Origin of the sequence: Streptococcus sp. D2 (assembly GCF_006385825.1) — a bacterium.
In the GTDB taxonomy this organism is placed as follows: Bacteria; Bacillota; Bacilli; order Lactobacillales; family Streptococcaceae; genus Streptococcus; species Streptococcus shenyangsis.
Map to the genome: position 1 here is coordinate 12,475 of NZ_VFSI01000020.1, position 18,779 is coordinate 31,253.

An 18,779-nucleotide genomic window follows, 5' to 3' on the forward strand; every position below is an offset into this window, starting at 1 on the left:
AATTTTACTATTTTTTAGTTTATTATATAGAAAACTTTAGAAAACTTGTAATAAATCCGACCATTATCTAGACCTTTCTGAAAAATAATGAAAAAATCCGAGATGAAATCTCGGATGGAAATAAATATATTTTCTTTAACTTCTTTTCTTTTAGTGAGCAGGATTAAAGGGAAAGCAACGAGAAATCTTTCAGCTCCTGCTTGCTTATTAAGCTCGAACTGTGACACTGGTTCCATCTTCCTTATAAAGATTGATGAGTCCTTCTTTTAATGCACGAACCATGTCTCCTGCTTGAACAGGTTGTGGAACCTTGATTGTCAATAGCTCCATTGGATTTGGAGCACGGTCGATTTTATTACCTTTAGCATCGTGCAAATCTTCAATATAAGTTTCAAAATGACGGAAACCTGGGCCATAAAACTCAACTTGGTCCCCTTCGTTAATGACGTTCCGTTGGCGAATGGTTGCTGTTTGTGTCGCATCATCATAAGAAACTACTTCAGCAACAAACTTGTACTCAGGAATTTTACGGCGAGCACCAAATAACTGCTCATTTTCAGATGGTGTACCGTAGTAGAAACCTGTTGCCAATTCACGTTGGGCAACCTTCCACATCTCATCAATCAAGTCTTGCTTGATTGCTTCAAACTTCTCTGGACTTTCTAGATAAGCATCTACCGCTGCCTTGTAGCAGTTTGTTACTGTGGATACGTAGTGAATAGACTTCATACGTCCTTCGATTTTTAGACTATCCACACCATTTTCAATCATATCTGGAATATGGTCAATCATAGACATATCAACGGCTGACATTGAAAATTCTTCAGGAATTTCACCTTTCAAGCTCTTGCGTTCTTGACCAAATGGCATATCGTAAAGGTCGTATTTCCAACGACAAGACTGAGAGCAACCACCACGGTTAGCATCACGCATACTCATGTGGTTTGAAAGAGTACAACGACCAGAGTAAGAAATACACATGGCTCCGTGGACAAAGGCTTCAATTTCTACATCAGTACGTTTGCGGATTTCAGCTAATTCTTCCATCGAAACCTCACGCGCCAAAACGACACGAGTCAAGCCCAATTCTTTCCAGAACTCAAGCGTTTCATAGTTAGTGGCACTGGCTTGGGTAGAGAGGTGGATTTCAAGACCAGGCGCTTCTGTCGCTGCAATCATAATCAAGGCAGGATCAGACACGATAACTGCCGCGATTCCGATATCACGCAGTTTACGGAACCACTCACCGGCACCAGCTTCATTTCCTTCGTGCATAACCATGTTGGCAGCTACATAGACCTTGGCACCGTACTTAGCCGCAAACTGAACACCTTCTTCCATCTGTTCAAAGGTAAAGTTTCCAGCACGGCTACGAAGACCATAGGCCTGACCACCGATAAAGACAGCATCTGCTCCATACTGAACAGCTACCTTTAGCTTCTCTAAAGTCCCTGCAGGTGATAAAACCTCAGGACGTTTTAATGTTTTTGTCATGTTTTCTCCTATTTGCAATATAAAAGTTTGACGTTTTTCCTTCTCATTTTATAGTAAATAAGCCATAAAATCAAGCCTGGACAGATTGTTTTGACAATTCTAATCTTTCAGCAGTTGAAACAAGTAGTAAAAAGAGCCGATAAAGTAAAAACCAGTATCCAAAGATACTGGCTAATTAAACTACATGGAATAATCTAGTCCTTAAACGACTATTCCCACTCACTAAAAGTCAGATATTGGCTATTTAGGGTAGTTGATTTAATAGTGATTGATAATACAATCAATGAGTACGATTTGATATTATTTGAGTCTTTTGTTATTAAATTGTTGTTAACGGAGATAATGGTATTCTTCTACTTCAAGAAAAATATTATGCTTGCCGACTTTGGTAAAGGTTCTATAACTGTTAATAGCACAATGACTTTTAAAAAGTTTCTTGATGATTATTTTATACCAGACTATAAGAGCCAAGTAAGAAAACGTACTTTTGATATGACACAATCAAAATTTAAAAGACTGTCATTTTTTGAGAATATGAAGTTATCGGATATTCAAGCACCTCATGTAAAGAAGTGGCAAAATGCAATGTTTATAGAGGGGTTATCTAATAATTATATTCGTTCTGTTCATCAAATGTTACAACAGATTTTTGATTTAGCAGTTAAATTGGGTATGTTGTCAAATAATGTTGCTAAGACGGTAGGAAACGTAAAAAAAGACCGTCCTAAAGTTGATTTTTGGACGGTAGAAGAATTTCAGCTATTCATTAGTACATTTGATAAATCTAATATCTATGAATTATTGTATTTTACTACATTTTGGTTTTTCTTTATGACTGGAGTTAGGACAAGTGAATTACAAGCTATTGAATGGTCGAAAATAGATTTTGAAAAAGGTACTGCTTTAATAAACTGCTCAATGTATTATAAAAGCCAAAAAGAGTGGTATCTTACTGATACAAAATCTATATCAGGTGTAAGGCTTTTGTATCTTGATGATGATACATTAGAACATTTGAAATATTGGAAGAAAGCACAATCTCAAATAGGAGAATGTAAATTTGTATTTTCCATAGCAGATAGTCCGTTGGTAAAATCAACTCTTAAACGTGTTCTAAAATCTCATAGTGATTACGCAAAAATAAAATCAATAAGGATCCACGATTTAAGGCATTCTCATGCCAGCTTTATGCTCTCTCTAGGAATGAATGATTTAGAAATGCAAAATCGTCTAGGACATGCTGATATTAAGACAACACTTGGAACCTACTCTCATTTAAGGCCAAATGCTATGAAAGAAGTAGCTACTAGGATGACTGGGAAAGTAGTGGTGAGTGATAATATTGTCAGAAAAAGTAAATTTAATGGCAATCAGAATACTAAAAATTTTCAATCTAAAGTTTTGTCTGACTAGCGAAGTCTGTCCGATTAAACTTTAGATTCCTACGGTAAACTATTAGTGTTTACCGTATTATTAGTTATAATTCATATAATTCCGAGATTACATTTGAAATACTAGTTAGCAACTCTTGCGAGTTTTCCCTATTTATTGCTCACAATATAAATTGAAAATAGGCATGAAAAAGACGATAGATTTTTTATTTCTATCGTCTTTAATACTTTACGTTCGACAAACTGGGAGTTGTCTTTCCGTTGTTGCCAAGAAAGCCTCAATTTATCTATATTTTTCCAATCTCAATAACCCTTCTTCGTCCGGAAGAGTAATCCCATTCTTATAATTATATCCCATCTTCAAATAAAAAGGTGTTGCAGTTATAGAAGCTGGAATTTCTACTCTTTTTGCCCGAAGGAAAAATTCATCTTTCTCAAGTGTTTCAATAATCATTCGCCCTACACCTTTTCCTTGATAATCCGGTAGTACAAAAATAGTGAAAAGACTACTTTCATCTTCTTTATCCCAATATGGTCCTATCGCCCCACACCCAACAATCTTTTCAGCATCACATACCACATAAAAATGCATCCAGTTTGCTCTTTCTAAAATATTTTGTGGTTGCAAAATCTTTACATCATTTTCTATATACTCTAATGAATAATCTTTGATATTAGTAGTTCTTAAAGTTGTTACAACTAATTCTGACACTTTTTCTGCATCTTTAGGTTCAAATTTTCTCACAAACATCTTATTTTTTCCTCCACACCTTCAAATTTATCATATTATACCATATTATACCATATATACCTATTTAAAAGTAGATTAAAGATAAGTATAGTTTATAGTGAAAATTATAGTTTTGTTGTTAAATTGTTGTTAAAATAAAGTAAAAAGCCTTAGAAAGATTGATTTCTAGGCTTTTTTTAACTCATTAACTCTATTCCCACTCAACGGTTGCAGGTGGTTTACTTGTAATATCGTAGACGATACGGTTAACGTGGTCCACTTCGTTTACGATACGTACTGAGATTTTTTGAAGAACTTCCCATGGAATTTTGGCAAAGTCAGCTGTCATACCATCGATCGAGGTGATAGCACGGATTGCAATCGTATAGTCATAAGTACGACCGTCACCCATAACACCGACTGAACGAACGCCTGTGTTAACAGTGAAGTATTGCCAGATATCGCGGTCAAGACCTGCTTTAGCAATTTCCTCACGAAGAATAGCGTCTGACTCACGAACTGTTTCTAGCTTTTCTTCAGTAATTTCTCCCATGACACGGATAGCAAGTCCTGGTCCTGGGAATGGTTGGCGCCATATGATATGGTCTGGCATACCAAGCTCTGTACCAAGGGCACGAACTTCGTCTTTATAAAGAGTGTTGAGTGGTTCAATCAATTCAAACTGCATGTCTTCTGGAAGACCGCCCACGTTGTGGTGTGACTTGATAGTTTGAGCTGTATCCGTACCAGATTCAATTACGTCTGTATACAAGGTACCTTGAGCAAGGAATTTCACATCTTTGAGTTTGCTTGCTTCGTCATCAAAGACATAGACAAACTCATTACCAATGATTTTACGTTTTTGTTCAGGGTCAGAAACACCAGCAAGTTTGTCAAGGAAGCGTTTTGCAGCGTCTGCTTTGACGATATTCAAACCAAACTTACCACCAAGCATGTCCATAACTTGATCTGCTTCTCCTTTACGAAGAAGACCGTGGTCTACGAAGATACAGATCAATTGATCGCCAATTGCTTTTTGAAGAAGAACACCAACAACTGAAGAGTCAACTCCACCTGATAGACCGAGAAGAACACGTTTATCACCGACTGTTTCACGGATTTTTTGAATCTGCATATCGATGAAATTATCCATTGACCAGTCGCCTTTAGCCTTACAGATGTTAAGGGCAAAGTTACGAAGGATATCATTTCCGTATACAGAATGGCGAACTTCTGGGTGGAATTGGATACCGTAAATGTGTTTGTCTGGATTTTCAATGGCCGCATAAGGGCAGTCAGCTGATGTTCCAGTACGAACAAAGTCAGCAGGAATCTCAGTAACTGCATCACCATGGCTCATCAAAACAGTCTGTTCATCCGGTGTTGATTCAAAAAGAGCTGATGGTGTGTGAGTTAGGGTTGATTGACCATATTCACGATTTCCAGCGTCACCTGCAGGAACAACTTTTCCTCCAAGTTTATGGGTCAATAACTGCATACCGTAACAGATTCCCAAAATAGGAATTCCCAGTTCGAAGATTTCTGGGTCAATATCGAATGAACCATCTTCGTATACAGAGTTTGGTCCACCTGAAAGGATAATTCCTACAGGATTGATTTCACGAACTTCAGCAGCTGAAATTTTATGGCTTTTTAGTTCTGAAAACACACCAATCTCACGGATACGGCGTGAAATCAGCTGATTGTATTGGCTACCATAGTCCAATACGATAATTTTTTCTACATCTTGCAAATCAGTTGAAATGTTGCTCATCTTTTTCCTTTCTCAAAAGAAATATCTTTTTCAAATATTCTATCACAAATAAGGGCGAATTACCAACTAAACAAGGCGAAGTTTGACTTTTTCTCGTTTATTGGGGTACAATAGAGAAAAGATAGAAATGAAGTGAAAACATGCTACCAGCTTATATGAAAATCCATGATCAGATAAAAAAGGATATTGACGAGCACCGTTGGTCCATTGGTGAGAGGTTGCCGAGTGAAAGAGATTTGGCTGAACAATTTGAGGTCAGCCGCATGACCCTCCGCCAAGCAATTTCCCTCTTGGTCGAAGAAGGTGTTCTTGAGCGCCGTGTTGGAAGTGGCACCTTTGTCTCCAGTACTCGAGTACAAGAAAAGATGCGAGGGACAACCAGTTTTACTGAAATTGTTAAGTCTCAAGGCAAAATTCCCTCTAGCCAGCTCATTTCTTACAGAAAAACCATTCCAAATGAGCAAGAAGTTGCTAAGTTAGGAATTTCTCCAACCGAAAACATTATCCGAATGGAACGTGTTCGCTATGCCGACAATGTTCCTCTGGTTTATGAAGTTGCTTCTATTCCTGAAAAATTTATTAAGAACTTTAAAAAAGAAGAAATCACCAGTCATTTCTTCCAAACCCTGCAAAAATATGGCTACCGTATTGGTAAATCACAGCAGACCATCTATGCTCGCCTCGCTAAAGAAAAGATCGCTCACTATTTGGAAGTTGAAAGAGGACATGCCATTCTTGGGCTGACTCAAGTTTCCTACCTAGAAGATGGAACAGCTTTTGAATATGTAAAAAGTCAATATGTAGGCGAACGTTTTGAATTTTATCTTGAAAACAATTAGATTACTAGGCAAAAACTCTCTGTCACGGACAAAGAGTCTTTTTATTTTTCTAAGAGTAAATCTTTCAAAGAAATCAGAGTTACAGCAACTAATATCATTGCCATACCAAGAAAATCAACGAGATAAAATTGTTCATTCATAATTAAGAAGGCAAAGAAAACCGCCGATATTGGCTCAATTGAAGCCAACAAGCTTGACTTGACCGGTCCTATCAGACTGGCTCCTTTTAGAAAGGCTGTATAGGCAAAGACAGTCCCGATAAGGATAATGCCCGCAAATGCAAGGAGAAAATCAAGACTAGTTGGGATAGCAGTCTGTAGAACTCCTGTAAAAGGAAGAGCGACCAAACCTGCTATGACCATTCCCACACCGATGACCAAGCTGCTCCCCCACTTCTTAATCAAGGCTATTGGCAAAATAATATAAAGTGCGTAAGTCAGAGCAGAAAAGAGCCCCCAGAACAAGCCTGTAGGTGTTATGGATAACTGGTCCAACTGCCCATGTGTTGCAATAAGAAAGGTCCCTCCGATAGCTAATATGATAGAAACTATCTCTCCCAGTGTCGGCGCCACCTTATCCTTGATACAGCTATAAATTAAAATTCCGACAGGACAAACATACTGAAGCACCGTCGCTGTTCCTGCATTGGTCTCCTGAATAGCAGACAGATAGGCAAATTGGTTGAGAAAAAGACCAATTAGAGAAAAAATGAGAAGAGATAGCAAACTCTTTCTATCCTTTAAGAAGGCCAGCATTTTATCCCTTGCAGTAGCATAAGCCAAGACCATGAGAATCCCGCCAGCGATTAAAAGTCGTAAGTTAGTTAAAACTAAAGCCGAAATTCCGTGTGCCATCAGGTATTGGCCACTCGTTCCTGACAAACCCCAAGCAATAGCAGCCACAACTGTTAATAGAGTCCCTTTTAAACTATTTGACATGTCTCTCCTTACTCTTCTTTACGAATCAAGTCCATCACTTGATTACGGTCTAAAATCCATTGAGCTCTCTCATCCTTTTCATAGGTACGGTTGGATAGGAAAATGGCCGCTTCTTGCTTCTGACGATTCCACATGATAAAGGTACCTGTATAGCCCGTATGGTCTAGCCAATCTCCTTCCAAATTCCATGCCAAAGAACGTTCCTTGTCATCCAAAGGTGAAAAATTTTGACTCAAATCTCTTGCAAAATCATCTGCTAAATAGTGTTCTAAAAAGATTTGTAAATCCTTTACAGTCGAAAATAAACCAGCACTACCTGCATGTCTGCCCAAGAGGCGAGCCTTGGGATCATGTACCAGACCTGCCTCGACACCTCTAACTGTTGGAACAGCAAACCCAACAGGCCCAAACTGGGTTTCCGTCATTCCCCACGGTTTCCAAACTTGTTCTTGTAAAATTACATCCAGTTCTTTATTAAAGATTCTTTCCAAGATAAAACCTAACAGCAAAAAATGGACATCCGAATAAAGAAAGGCTGATTGACTTCGTCTGTTGAGATGAAACATAGATTCCTTTAATTCAGGGGCTGTTAAAAGATCACGATTAGGAATAAAAGGATCAAGGTCTGTTGCATGAGTCAAGAGCTGGCGAATAGTGATGTCTGGATAATCACTCTCAGCTAAAAAATCTGTTACAAGTCTGTCAATATCTAATTGACCTTTTTCCCACAAGAAGGTAAAAACTGTGCCAACCCCAACAACCTTGCTGACACTGGCTAGATCGTAAACTAGTCCTACCTCAGTCTGTAAGCCATGCTCTGGGTCACTCTGTCCTAAATAGAACTCCGTCCATTGATTGTCCTTAAAATACGCAAAAGAGGCTCCGGGATAAATCCCTGCCTCGATTTGTTCTTCTATTTTTTTAATAATCTTGGTCCACTTCATACTTCTTCAAACCACAATTCAACATTATTTCGATCTTTTCCAAGGAAGAATTTTTCAGACTTAGGAATAAAATATTCGGTAGACTCAAATTTCTTGCGAAGACTTGCTATATCTAGTTCATTGACCAAGAACTTGAGCATAGATAAGTCCCAAGTAACTGTATTGTCCACAGTCAAATCTTGACCCTGAGCTGGTATAAAATCAAGTGACGCCCCAATTTCAGATACTTCCAAGAAACTTTCGACATCAGTTGGGAGATGTAATTCCATGGAAATCTCAAATTTACTTAAAGAAATTGATTCCAAATCTGTTTGAAATTCAGGGTTTTCTTCTACTTCTACTAGACTTTCTCTATCATCTTCCGCATGAATCAAAACCAAATCATCTTCTGGAGAGTAAATTTCAAAAGCGTAGCCGTTTTGCCCCTTATATAATCGATGAATCGAATCTGTTTTAGCTAATAAGACTTCAATTTCCAAGGGATTTTCCACCTTGACAAGTAATCTAGCCAGCTTCTTTCTTCCTTCCACTTTACGAGAACGCATACTTGGAGCTTCTTCTAAAACAAGTTTTTCAAGGCCTGTTTGATCACCTAGTGATAGAAAGGCTGACTCTTCTAACAAAACTTTCATACCGAGGGTTTCCATATAAAAGGTTTCATTTAAATTTCTATTATTAACTTTTAAAGTAGGAATAATCCGTACAATTTGATTTACATTCATAAATTCCTCCGTCACTTTTTATTTTATAGGATTTTAGAATTTTTTACAAGATATTATACTCAAATTTAACAATTTTAACCTCATTAAACATCTTTTTGAGGAACATGAGTTAAAACTCAATGCTTAGGAGAAATTGAAGTAAATATATCCATAATAAAACACAGAATAGACATTTTCCAATAAATATATCTACTATACACACCCCTATGCCCTATGGAAAAAGTAAACTAATGTAAATCACAAGAGGTCCATTCGGAGATGGTTACCTAAAGAAGCTAGAAAATGACTCCTAAAATAGATCCCTTTATCGAGAATTAAATTCATAACTATCCTAAAAAATCTTAAACTACAAGAGAATTTCTTCTTATTGACTACTTGAACTTGAAGGTCTCCTTAAATATTAACCGCTATAGCTTTGAATATAAAAACAAGAGATGTCTTCTTACCTTGGGTCTAATAAATCTATAATGCTATTCACAATAACGATTAATTTACATATATACTTATATGTAAACTACTCATAAAACAAGACACAGAAAAACACCCCAAGAGTTAGAATTTGGACTAACTTTTGGGGTTCAATTCATTAGTATAACTAATTATTTTTACAAGTGAGAATTAGTTGTTTTCAACTTTTTCATCGTATTTTGGTCTGATTGTTGTACCTGAATTAATAATGGTACGTTTTTGGACTAGAGGAAGATCGGTACGATTGTAAACAGTACGCCATGGTTCCCAAGCAAGACCTGTTTTTTCCTGAATCTTCACGCGTAGGTTACGTACATTTCCTTTAAATTGAAGCTCCGTTTGGAAGCCAGCAGTTCTGTTCTGACCGTTATGCTCCCACTGACGTGAACGAATACTTTCAACACCATCCTTGTCATAAGTCACTTCATCCCAGTAAACATAGTAACGAGCAATATAAGCTCCCTTATGGTGTAAATTGAGGTAACCATTTTTGTATGAAGTCACTTTAGTTTCAATGTAGTCTGTATTGCTTTGAATCGTGGCCACTTGATTATCTTTCAAGAATGCAGTCTTGTAAGAAATTGGAACAGCAGGGTTTTGCGTACTGAAAGTAGCTCCTTCTTGAATCAATTTCTTCAAATCTTCTACTGTACCTGTCACAACACGTGCAGCGCCATCAGCATTTCCACCTACGATGGAAACTGTTACTGTTGTATTTTTCAAGACACGTGCCCATTCAGATTCAGCTTTAATAGGTACTCCTTTAATGACAGCATTGATAGCTGCTTTCAATTCTGTACTCTTGCTTGTTGTTTCAAATTTGACATACATTTGACGTCCGTATGACACGCTTGATACATATACAGGAGGAGTATTTTCATCAATTCCACGTGCTTTCAATTGATCAACTGTTACTCCTGAGGCAAATACATCTGATGGATTTTTTGGAGCATCAAAGTTAGCAGTATAGTAAACTTGTTTAAAATCAACTACCTCAATTTGTTTTTCACCTTTATTGACAGCTTCAAAATCAATTTTTAGATTAACTCCAACTTTTTCAAAGTCACTTCCGAATTTAGCTTTTAATTGATTCATGCTATAAGCAGAAGTTGATTCGTACTGCATACGTGCTGGAGCAGGGTTCTTCCCAGCATATTTTTCATGCCAACGATTTAACAGGGTATTTACACCTTCCTGCATACCACTTACAGTTGGTGTAGCATCTACATAGCTATCTCCGCCTACCATTCCTGGTAAATCAACACTAATTCTACCTTTGCTACGATCTAAGCTAATTTGTTGTGGTTTATTTTCTAGGAGATCTTGATTTGCTTTAAACAAAGCACCTAGGAAAATATCTCCGTTGCCATTAATAGCAACATCAGCATGACCACTAGAAAGGTTCTTCTTCACTTTTTCCACAACCACAAATTCATTTCCTTGTTGTTTTGTGCTTGTATTCGTGTAATTTTCTATTGCCTCGCCTCGTCTAGTTAAAATATTTGTTTTATCATAATTCAAACCAAACAAATATTTATTTAGTTCTGCAGTAAAATCTGTTTTAGATTTATTTTCTGTTTTCTTATTTTCTACAATCTTTTCTGATTTTGCAGAACGATATACTTCAACTTCTGCTAAACTAAGTGGAGTTTTAGATTTATTTAATTCAATTTTTACATATCGTGCATCAACTCCTGAGAATTGAACATCAACTGTTGGTTGATTGTTTAAGCTATCTACATGTTGACGAGCTGCTTCATTCCCATCTTTATCCAACAAAATAACATCAAAATTAGATAAACGATTTGCTACATCCCCATCTCCACGATTGTAAATACGAACAGTTCCTACTGATTCTTCTTTCTCTAAGTCAACTTTCCACCAAGAATGATCTTGAAAATCTGTATGGGTAACGGAGCGGTGACTCCATGCGTTATCACGATTACCGTCAACTGCTCTAGAAGCATCTCCTCCATAAGCAATTGAACTCTGACTCGCAGATTTATGAGCAGCAATATTTTCACCAGCAACTGCAGCAACGCTTGGCTCTGTTGCTTTTACTACATTTGTTTGAAATACAAGGCCAGAAGCTAGCAAAAATGTTGCAACGGCAACACCACATACTCCAACACTACGTTTACGAATAGAATAACGAAATCCTTTATCTTGTTTATTTTGAAACATAAAAAACTCCTTTTATATTTAAACGAACTATTTCTTTAACGCGTTCTCTTGAAACAATAATATTATAACAAAAAAACAAATGTGACGCAATCATTTTCTTAAAAAATATTATTTTTTTATTAATCTAGCTTGAATAATTGACCGTATGTTAATGATTTTACAATTAAATATCAGGCGGTCTATACCAATAAAAACAAGAAAACGAACAGGATTAAGTCCCTATCAGTTGGGAATCAGCACTGTTCGTTTTTGTATATATAATCAAATTCAACTCTTAAATCTATAGCTTAAGAAATTTCTCGACGAAAACCTTTTCATTATCTTTACTATTTGTTAGATACTAGTTCTGTATAAACTTCCTGAAGATAGGCATCAAAAATTTCTTCATCTGAAATGGTATCGGATATAAAGTTACCGTTGCTGGTTCGTTCTGACAGATTCAAGTCTTGCAATCGGATTTCATAGGTCGTTCCTTTATTGGATTGGATAAGCAAAGTTTGATTGTTCTCGTCCACTTCTGTACTGAAGAGGTCACCAACGAAACCTTGCTCTGCAACTGCTCCTGCTAAGAAGACACGATGCGGTCTACTTTTCAACTCACGCAAGACTTGTAGTCCTCGTTTGGCACGGCTGGTTGCTGGAATTTCGTCAATAGAAACACGTTTTAAACTTCCACGCTGGGTCAAGAGGTAGAAGGATGAGGTATTACAGATAAAGGCAGATTGGAGGACATCATCTTCTTTCAGGTTCATAGCCTTGACACCTGCTGCCTTGGCACCGACAACAGGAACCTCTTCGATATTGAAACGAAGGGCATAACCGTTTTGGCTAATCAAGAGAACATCATCCAGTTTAATCGGAGCTACTGCTACAATCTGGTCTGTATCATCTTTGAGCTTAGCATACTTGACAGACTTAGACTTGTAGGTCCGCCATGGAGTGAATTCTTTGCGTTCTACACGCTTGATTTGACCAAGACGAGTTGTAGCAAAGTAGGTTGTCGCATCATCAAACTGATCCACGATATCTACATATAGAACTTCTTCATTGGTTTCAAAGTTAGTAATAGACTGGCTCAGATGCTCTCCAATATCCTTCCAGCGAATATCTGCCAATTCATGGATTGGTCGATAAATGACATTTCCAAGTGTCGTAAACATCAAGAGATGCTGAGTTGTCTTGGCAGATTGAACAAAAATCAGACGGTCATCATCACGTTTACCAATTTCTTCCAAGGTGGAAGCTGCGAAGGAACGCGGGCTGGTACGCTTGATGTAACCTGCCTTGGTCACGCTGACATAGGTATCTTCCTCAGCAATCAGACTAGCTGTATCAATCTCGATTGCTTTCGCAGTATCTTCTAAAGTACTCAAACGTTGTGTCGCAAACTTCTTCTTGACCTCACGAAGCTCTTTCTTCATGAGATTGTACATAGTCCGCTCATCCCCGATAATAGCCGCAAGCATGGCAATCTTTTCACGAAGTTCTGCTTCTTCTTCCTGCAAGACAACAACATCGGTATTGGTCAAACGGTAAAGTTGCAAGGTTACGATAGCCTCAGCCTGTTCTTCCGTAAAATCATAGCTGATCTTGAGGTTTTCCTTGGCGTCAGCCTTATTCTCAGATGCACGAATAAGCGCAATGACTTCGTCCAAAATAGAAATTACACGAATCAAACCTTCGACGATATGGAGACGTTTCTCAGCCTTTTCCTTGTCAAAGCGTGAGCGCGCCAAAATCACTTCGCGACGGTGGGCAATATAGCTAGACAATATTGGGACAATCCCGACCTGACGAGGGGTGAAATTGTCAATCGCCACCATGTTAAAGTTGTAGTTGATTTGTAGGTCGGTGTACTTAAATAGGTAGTTAAGAACAAGCTCCGTATTGGCGTCTTTTTTTAGCTCAATAGCGATACGAAGACCGTCACGGTCAGACTCGTCACGAACCTCAGCAATGCCAGCCACCTTGTTATTGACACGAACATCATCAATTTTCTTGACCAGATTAGCCTTATTGATTTCATAAGGAATCTCAGTGATAACGATTTGTTCCTTACCACCTTTTAGCTTTTCAATCTCAGTCTTAGAACGAACAACCACGCGCCCTTTTCCAGTTTCATAGGCCTTTTTGATTTCATCACGCCCCTGAATGATAGCTCCTGTAGGAAAATCTGGTCCAGGCAAGAATTCCATCAACTTATCGACCTTGGCAGTTGGATGATCAATCATGTAGACTGTAGCATCGATAACTTCTGCCAAATTATGTGGTGGAATATCTGTCGCATAACCAGCCGAAATCCCAGTAGAACCATTAACCAAAAGGTTTGGAAAGGCTGCTGGTAAGACTGTCGGCTCTTTCTCCGTATCGTCAAAGTTCCAAGCAAAAGGAACTGTTTTTTTCTCGATATCCTGAAGGAGATAACCAGCAATCTCTGACAAACGCGCCTCTGTATAACGCATTGCCGCAGGCGGATCACCGTCCATGGAACCGTTATTACCGTGCATTTCAACTAGAATCTCACGGTTCTTCCAGTCTTGCGACATACGAACCATGGCATCATAGATAGAACTGTCCCCATGTGGGTGGAAATTACCCATAATGTTACCGACAGACTTGGCCGACTTGCGGTAACTCTTGTCAAAGGTATTGCCATCCTTATTCATAGAATAAAGAATGCGACGCTGAACCGGCTTCAAACCATCACGAATATCTGGCAAAGCCCGGTCTTGAATAATGTACTTGGAGTAGCGACCAAAGCGCTCTCCCATGATGTCCTCCAAGGACATGTTTTGGATATTACTCATATAGGATACAAAGCCCGTAAAATACAAAGGGAAAATAGGAAATTCTTGCAGTGAGCGATGCTCACAAGAGAATTTATCTTTTTCACACAGTATTTAGGGCGTGTTCAACTCCTTTCAAAGAATGTAGAATAGGTTTTTACAGAAAAAGTGTTCAGTTAAGATATAAAGGGACGACTTGAAATGTCTACTTCACAAATCCTCGTTTATACTTGATATGACTGGCGATATTGCTATCTACATCTTTCCTATCCCAAAGTTGGAGTTCCCATGGGTAGTAAAAATTACTTTTATTTTTAAAATAGATATGAATACCGACATAGTCGTCTTTATCACGTAAATACCAGTTTTTTAATCCGTACATCTCTTGCCAATCATCTAATTGATCCATGACTTGAGCTATCTCTTTGGAACTTAAAATCATACGAGCACCAAAAATATCATTAAGAATGGAATTCACAGGATAACCCTCTTGACGCTCAGAAAAACGTGTAATTTTATCTATAATAGACTCAGAAGTTTTGACACGATAAACATAGGCAATATCTTGGACATCCGCTTTCATCAGATAGTCATTAATTGACTCATGTAAATTCAGACGGTAGGACAAAATCGCTTTCGTCGGAACTTTTGAAAAGGTATGCTTGAGATTGATTTTTTCCACCTTACCCGTTTCAAAATAATCTTTAGAATATTCTCGATGAATACGATTAATCTCTGTAATGAGGCGTTCCACTTTTTCAATCATGAGTCTTCTCCTCTCGCTTTTTCATTTTTCTAGTTATTCCCAAACTTCTTCACTCTTTCCTCAGCATACTGAATCATCTTCTCAGCTACTTCTTTATCATAGTCAAATCCCATTTTTTGAGCAAGGTACTGAGCCTCTCGGTGGAAAAGTTGCATCGTAGCATACAAAGATTGAGTGATTTTCTCTTTACTTGAAAAATCAAGCTGATTTGAGAATTCTTTCTCTTTCTCAGCAGGCAAATACTGAAAGAGGTACTTGTAGTTCTTGCCAACATCGACCGTTCCCTTATCTGCTGCCACTTGCCAAGCTAAAAGCTTAAGCAATTCTTGTTGGCAGATTCCATAGAGATGATCCGTCGCATAGACCAGGTGGTTCCGATGAATGCCCTTCACTACATAGGCAGAAACCCACCAAAATTCATTACAGGAATTTTTAAAATCTGTCTCAGTAGCTGGGCTTCTCCAGTAGCGTTGAGGATTTGGAGAATAAGACTCAAACAAGCCCTTCTTATCTTCTAAAACTGTGAATCCTGCTTCACTATCCACCCATTCTTGCATGTGTTCTTGTGGGCAGAGTGTCAAATCAATCCGATTGCCATCTTCAAAAAGCATGAGATATAGGCGACGGTGACCAAGGGTGACCTCTTGCTCAATAATGCGTTTGCCAAACTGGTCTAGCCAAGAAATGTCTCTCTTCAGATTATCTAAATCGTCCACAATATAGACCACATCGTAATCCTGAAACTCATCTTTTGGTGCTTTTGTATCAGTTCGTGAACCAGATATGGCGATAGCTTCTACTTGTATAGTTTTGGCAATTTGTAAAATCCGATTTAGCATTTCTGTTTCAGTTCTCATGTTGATACCCATTCGTTAAAAACCGACTTAAAACACCGTCGCTTCTTCCAAAGTAAATTTGACATTATCTTCAATCCACTTACGGCGTGGTTCGACCTTATCTCCCATGAGGACATTAACACGACGTTCAGCGCGTGCTAAATCTTCAATCGTAACACGGATGAGGGTACGGGTTTCTGGGTTCATAGTTGTTTCCCAGAGCTGATCCGCATTCATCTCACCAAGCCCCTTGTAACGTTGAAGGGTCGCTCCTTTACCAAACTGCTTGCGGAGTTCTTCTAGTTCTCCGTCTGTCCAAGCGTAAGCTACTTCTTCTTTCTTGCCTTTACCTTTGGACATCTTGTAAAGAGGCGGAAGGGCGATATAGACATGACCTGCCTCAACTAACGGACGCATGTAGCGGTAGAAAAATGTCAAGAGCAAGGTCTGGATATGGGCACCGTCGGTATCGGCATCAGTCATAATAATAATCTTGTCATAATTGGCATCTTCAAGGGAGAAGTCTGCTCCGACACCCGCACCGATGGTATAAATCATAGTGTTGATTTCCTCATTTTTGAGAATATCCGCCATCTTGGCCTTAGCTGTATTGATAACCTTACCACGAAGGGGCAAGATTGCCTGGAACTTGCGGTCACGGCCTTGTTTGGCAGAACCACCGGCAGAATCCCCCTCGACTAGATAGAGTTCATTTTTTGCAGGATTCTTAGACTGAGCAGGTGTCAATTTACCCGACAACAAGCCCTTATCTTTCTTATTTTTCTTCCCATTTCGGCTCTCATCACGCGCCTTACGTGCTGCTTCACGAGCATCACGCGCCTTGATAGCCTTGCGGATGAGATTAGAAGCCAATTCCCCATTTTCCATAAGGAAGAAGGTCAACTTATCCGCCACAATTCCATCCACAATGGGACGAGCCAGAGGACTGCCTAGTTTGTCCTTGGTCTGTCCTTCAAACTGGAGGTGTTCTTCAGGAACCAAGATAGAAAGAACAGCTGCTAACCCTTCACGGTAATCTGACCCTTCAAGGTTTTTATCTTTTTCCTTGAGAAGCCCCGTCTTACGCGCATAGTCATTCATAACCTTGGTAATGGCAGACTTGAGTCCTGTCTCGTGCGTTCCACCGTCCTTGGTGCGAACGTTATTGACAAAGGACAAGATGTTATCTGAAAATCCATCATTGTACTGGAGGGCTACTTCCACTTGAAAACCATTATCCTCACCTTCAAAGTAGAGGACAGGCGTCAAGGTTTCCTTGTCTTCGTTTAAATAAGAAACAAAGTCCTGTACCCCATTTTCATAGTGAAACTCAACAGACTCATCTGTGCGCTTGTTCGTCAAAGACAAGGTCACATTTTTCAAGAGAAAGGCTGATTCATTGAGACGTTCTGAAATGGTATTGTACTTGAAATCTGTCGTAGAAAAGATCGTTGCGTCAGGCATAAAAGTAACCTTAGTACCTGTCTTAGACTTGGAGGCTGTACCGACCTTTTCAAGAGTTGTAACAGGCTTACCCCCATTTTCAAATCGTTGTTTATAAACCGTCCCATCACGGGTAATTTCAACTTCCAACCAGCTTGATAAGGCGTTTACAACGGAAGATCCAACCCCATGGAGACCACCAGAAGTCTTATAGCCACCTTGACCAAATTTCCCTCCTGCGTGGAGAATGGTAAAGATAACCTCAACTGTTGGGATTCCCATAGCGTGCATACCTGTCGGCATCCCACGACCATGGTCTTGTACAGTCAAACTCCCATCTTTATTGATGGTCACATCAATACGGTCACCAAATCCAGACAAGGCTTCATCGACAGCATTATCGACGATTTCCCAGACTAGGTGGTGGAGACCAGCACCATCAGTCGATCCGATATACATCCCTGGACGTTTACGGACCGCATCCAACCCTTCTAGCACCTGAATGGCATCATCATTATAATTGTTAATATTGATTTCCTTTTTTGACACAAGGAACCTCCTATTCGTTCATCTTTACTATTCTACAGGTTTTCCAAGGATTTTGCAAAATTTTTCTTTCTCCGATGTGACAATTTCATCAGAGATTCTCTGCCTTTCTTCTCCATTTCATGATATAATAGGAGTATGATTACAATAGTTTTATTAATCCTAGCCTATCTGCTGGGTTCGATTCCGTCTGGTCTCTGGATTGGACAAGTATTCTTTCAAATCAATCTGCGAGAGCATGGTTCTGGTAACACAGGAACAACCAATACCTTCCGCATTTTAGGTAAAAAAGCTGGTATGGCAACATTTGTTATTGACTTTTTCAAAGGAACCCTAGCAACGCTTCTTCCGATTATTTTTCATCTGCAAGGTGTTTCGCCTCTCATCTTTGGGCTTTTAGCTGTTATTGGCCATACCTTCCCTATCTTTGCAGGATTTAAGGGTGGTAAGGCTGTCGCAACCAGTGCTGGAGTGATATTCGGATTTTCGCCTGTCTTCTGTCTCTACCTTGCAGTTGTTTTCTTTGGAACCCTCTATCTTGGTAGTATGATTTCACTATCTAGTGTCACTGCATCTATCGCAGCTGTCGTCGGAGTTCTACTCTTTCCACTTTTTGGTTTTATCCTGAGCAACTATGACCCTCTCTTCATCGCTATTATCCTAGCACTTGCTAGTTTGATTATCATTCGTCATAAGGATAATATTACACGCATCAAAAATAAAACTGAAAATTTGGTTCCTTGGGGATTAAACCTAACCCACCAACATCCTAAAAAATAAAACGTCAGTTCTGAACTGCACCCCAAAAGTTAGACAGAAAAAATCTAACTTTTGGGGTGTTTTTATTATGAAATTAACTTATGATGATAAAGTTCAGATCTATGAACTTAAAAAACAAGGATATAGCATAGAGAAGCT

At 38.8% G+C, this 18,779-nt stretch carries 14 protein-coding genes and 1 pseudogene; 4 read left to right on the forward strand and 11 right to left on the reverse strand.

All coding sequences use genetic code 11. From position 1 onward, the window contains the following. Positions 1–207: 207 nt before the first annotated feature. Positions 208–1,494, reverse strand: coding sequence for a U32 family peptidase (locus FJR73_RS09755; RefSeq protein ID WP_049535202.1), 1,287 nt, complete (start codon positions 1,492–1,494; stop codon positions 208–210). Between the two features lie 342 nt (positions 1,495–1,836). Here FJR73_RS09755 and FJR73_RS09760 point away from each other — a divergent pair, with 342 nt between their 5' ends. Next, entirely contained in the window at positions 1,837–2,907 is a 1,071-nt protein-coding gene (locus tag FJR73_RS09760) for a site-specific integrase (protein ID WP_140834680.1), read from the forward strand. 261 nt (positions 2,908–3,168) lie between these two features. On the opposite strand, the gene FJR73_RS09765 is transcribed toward FJR73_RS09760, so the two are convergent. Together FJR73_RS09765 and guaA are read right to left on the reverse strand one after the other, a co-directional pair. Then, positions 3,169–3,636, reverse strand: a complete 468-nt coding sequence (locus FJR73_RS09765) for a GNAT family N-acetyltransferase (protein WP_004635121.1) — start codon at positions 3,634–3,636, stop codon at positions 3,169–3,171. Between the two features lie 190 nt (positions 3,637–3,826). Next, positions 3,827–5,389 carry a glutamine-hydrolyzing GMP synthase gene (gene guaA / locus FJR73_RS09770; protein ID WP_140834671.1) on the reverse strand — a complete coding sequence of 521 codons (1,563 nt, stop codon included), beginning with the start codon at positions 5,387–5,389 and terminating at the stop codon, positions 3,827–3,829. A gap of 140 nt (positions 5,390–5,529) precedes the next feature. On the opposite strand from guaA, the gene FJR73_RS09775 reads away from it, so the two are divergent. Further along, positions 5,530–6,228 (forward strand): GntR family transcriptional regulator, encoded by a 699-nt coding sequence (locus FJR73_RS09775; RefSeq protein WP_140834672.1) that lies wholly within the window; start codon positions 5,530–5,532, stop codon positions 6,226–6,228. A 41-nt stretch (positions 6,229–6,269) separates the two neighbouring features. Here FJR73_RS09775 and FJR73_RS09780 read toward each other — a convergent pair whose 3' ends face one another. The 8 genes from FJR73_RS09780 to parE all read right to left on the reverse strand — a co-directional run bounded on the left by FJR73_RS09780 (position 6,270) and on the right by parE (position 17,864). Further along, the gene (locus FJR73_RS09780) at positions 6,270–7,166 is read right to left on the reverse strand and encodes a DMT family transporter (protein ID WP_140834673.1); all 897 of its coding nucleotides are present in this window, start codon (positions 7,164–7,166) and stop codon (positions 6,270–6,272) included. A gap of 8 nt (positions 7,167–7,174) precedes the next feature. Next, positions 7,175–8,110, reverse strand: a complete 936-nt coding sequence (locus FJR73_RS09785) for a serine hydrolase domain-containing protein (protein ID WP_140834674.1) — start codon at positions 8,108–8,110, stop codon at positions 7,175–7,177. Beyond that, positions 8,107–8,832, reverse strand: a complete 726-nt coding sequence (locus FJR73_RS09790) for a CppA N-terminal domain-containing protein (RefSeq protein ID WP_140834675.1) — start codon at positions 8,830–8,832, stop codon at positions 8,107–8,109. The genes FJR73_RS09785 and FJR73_RS09790 overlap by 4 nt, the downstream gene beginning before the upstream one ends. A gap of 618 nt (positions 8,833–9,450) precedes the next feature. After that, complete coding sequence (locus tag FJR73_RS09795) at positions 9,451–11,484, reverse strand: thiol-activated cytolysin family protein (RefSeq protein ID WP_000487325.1); 2,034 nt, start codon at positions 11,482–11,484, stop codon at positions 9,451–9,453. A gap of 326 nt (positions 11,485–11,810) precedes the next feature. Next, positions 11,811–14,291: a DNA topoisomerase IV subunit A gene (gene parC, locus FJR73_RS09800; RefSeq protein ID WP_140834677.1), complete on the reverse strand. Its 2,481-nt coding sequence runs from the start codon at positions 14,289–14,291 to the stop codon at positions 11,811–11,813. 184 nt (positions 14,292–14,475) lie between these two features. Next, on the reverse strand, positions 14,476–15,036 hold the full coding sequence (locus FJR73_RS09805; protein ID WP_061759024.1) for a GTP pyrophosphokinase: 561 nt from the start codon (positions 15,034–15,036) through the stop codon (positions 14,476–14,478). Between the two features lie 29 nt (positions 15,037–15,065). After that, positions 15,066–15,893, reverse strand: coding sequence for an aminoglycoside 6-adenylyltransferase (locus FJR73_RS09810; RefSeq protein ID WP_079114827.1), 828 nt, complete (start codon positions 15,891–15,893; stop codon positions 15,066–15,068). A 27-nt stretch (positions 15,894–15,920) separates the two neighbouring features. Beyond that, positions 15,921–17,864, reverse strand: a complete 1,944-nt coding sequence (parE, locus tag FJR73_RS09815) for a DNA topoisomerase IV subunit B (protein WP_061759022.1) — start codon at positions 17,862–17,864, stop codon at positions 15,921–15,923. Between the two features lie 135 nt (positions 17,865–17,999). On the opposite strand from parE, the gene plsY reads away from it, so the two are divergent. Continuing rightward, positions 18,000–18,641: a glycerol-3-phosphate 1-O-acyltransferase PlsY gene (plsY, locus tag FJR73_RS09820; protein ID WP_140834678.1), complete on the forward strand. Its 642-nt coding sequence runs from the start codon at positions 18,000–18,002 to the stop codon at positions 18,639–18,641. 67 nt (positions 18,642–18,708) lie between these two features. Continuing rightward, positions 18,709–18,779 (forward strand): annotated as a pseudogene (locus tag FJR73_RS09825) (transposase); the annotation flags it as partial.

What these genes read in the sequence shown, in the direction of transcription:
- guaA (WP_140834671.1), bottom strand. Translation starts at nt 5,389, where the DNA reads ATGAGCAACATTTCAACTGATTTGCAAGATGTAGAAAAAATTATCGTA.
- FJR73_RS09805 (WP_061759024.1), bottom strand. Translation starts at nt 15,036, where the DNA reads ATGATTGAAAAAGTGGAACGCCTCATTACAGAGATTAATCGTATTCAT.
- FJR73_RS09780 (WP_140834673.1), bottom strand. Translation starts at nt 7,166, where the DNA reads ATGTCAAATAGTTTAAAAGGGACTCTATTAACAGTTGTGGCTGCTATT.
- FJR73_RS09765 (WP_004635121.1), bottom strand. Translation starts at nt 3,636, where the DNA reads ATGTTTGTGAGAAAATTTGAACCTAAAGATGCAGAAAAAGTGTCAGAA.
- FJR73_RS09795 (WP_000487325.1), bottom strand. Translation starts at nt 11,484, where the DNA reads ATGTTTCAAAATAAACAAGATAAAGGATTTCGTTATTCTATTCGTAAA.
- parC (WP_140834677.1), bottom strand. Translation starts at nt 14,291, where the DNA reads ATGAGTAATATCCAAAACATGTCCTTGGAGGACATCATGGGAGAGCGC.
- FJR73_RS09775 (WP_140834672.1), top strand. Translation starts at nt 5,530, where the DNA reads ATGCTACCAGCTTATATGAAAATCCATGATCAGATAAAAAAGGATATT.
- FJR73_RS09810 (WP_079114827.1), bottom strand. Translation starts at nt 15,893, where the DNA reads ATGAGAACTGAAACAGAAATGCTAAATCGGATTTTACAAATTGCCAAA.
- FJR73_RS09790 (WP_140834675.1), bottom strand. Translation starts at nt 8,832, where the DNA reads ATGAATGTAAATCAAATTGTACGGATTATTCCTACTTTAAAAGTTAAT.
- FJR73_RS09785 (WP_140834674.1), bottom strand. Translation starts at nt 8,110, where the DNA reads ATGAAGTGGACCAAGATTATTAAAAAAATAGAAGAACAAATCGAGGCA.
- FJR73_RS09755 (WP_049535202.1), bottom strand. Translation starts at nt 1,494, where the DNA reads ATGACAAAAACATTAAAACGTCCTGAGGTTTTATCACCTGCAGGGACT.
- plsY (WP_140834678.1), top strand. Translation starts at nt 18,000, where the DNA reads ATGATTACAATAGTTTTATTAATCCTAGCCTATCTGCTGGGTTCGATT.
- FJR73_RS09760 (WP_140834680.1), top strand. Translation starts at nt 1,837, where the DNA reads ATGGTATTCTTCTACTTCAAGAAAAATATTATGCTTGCCGACTTTGGT.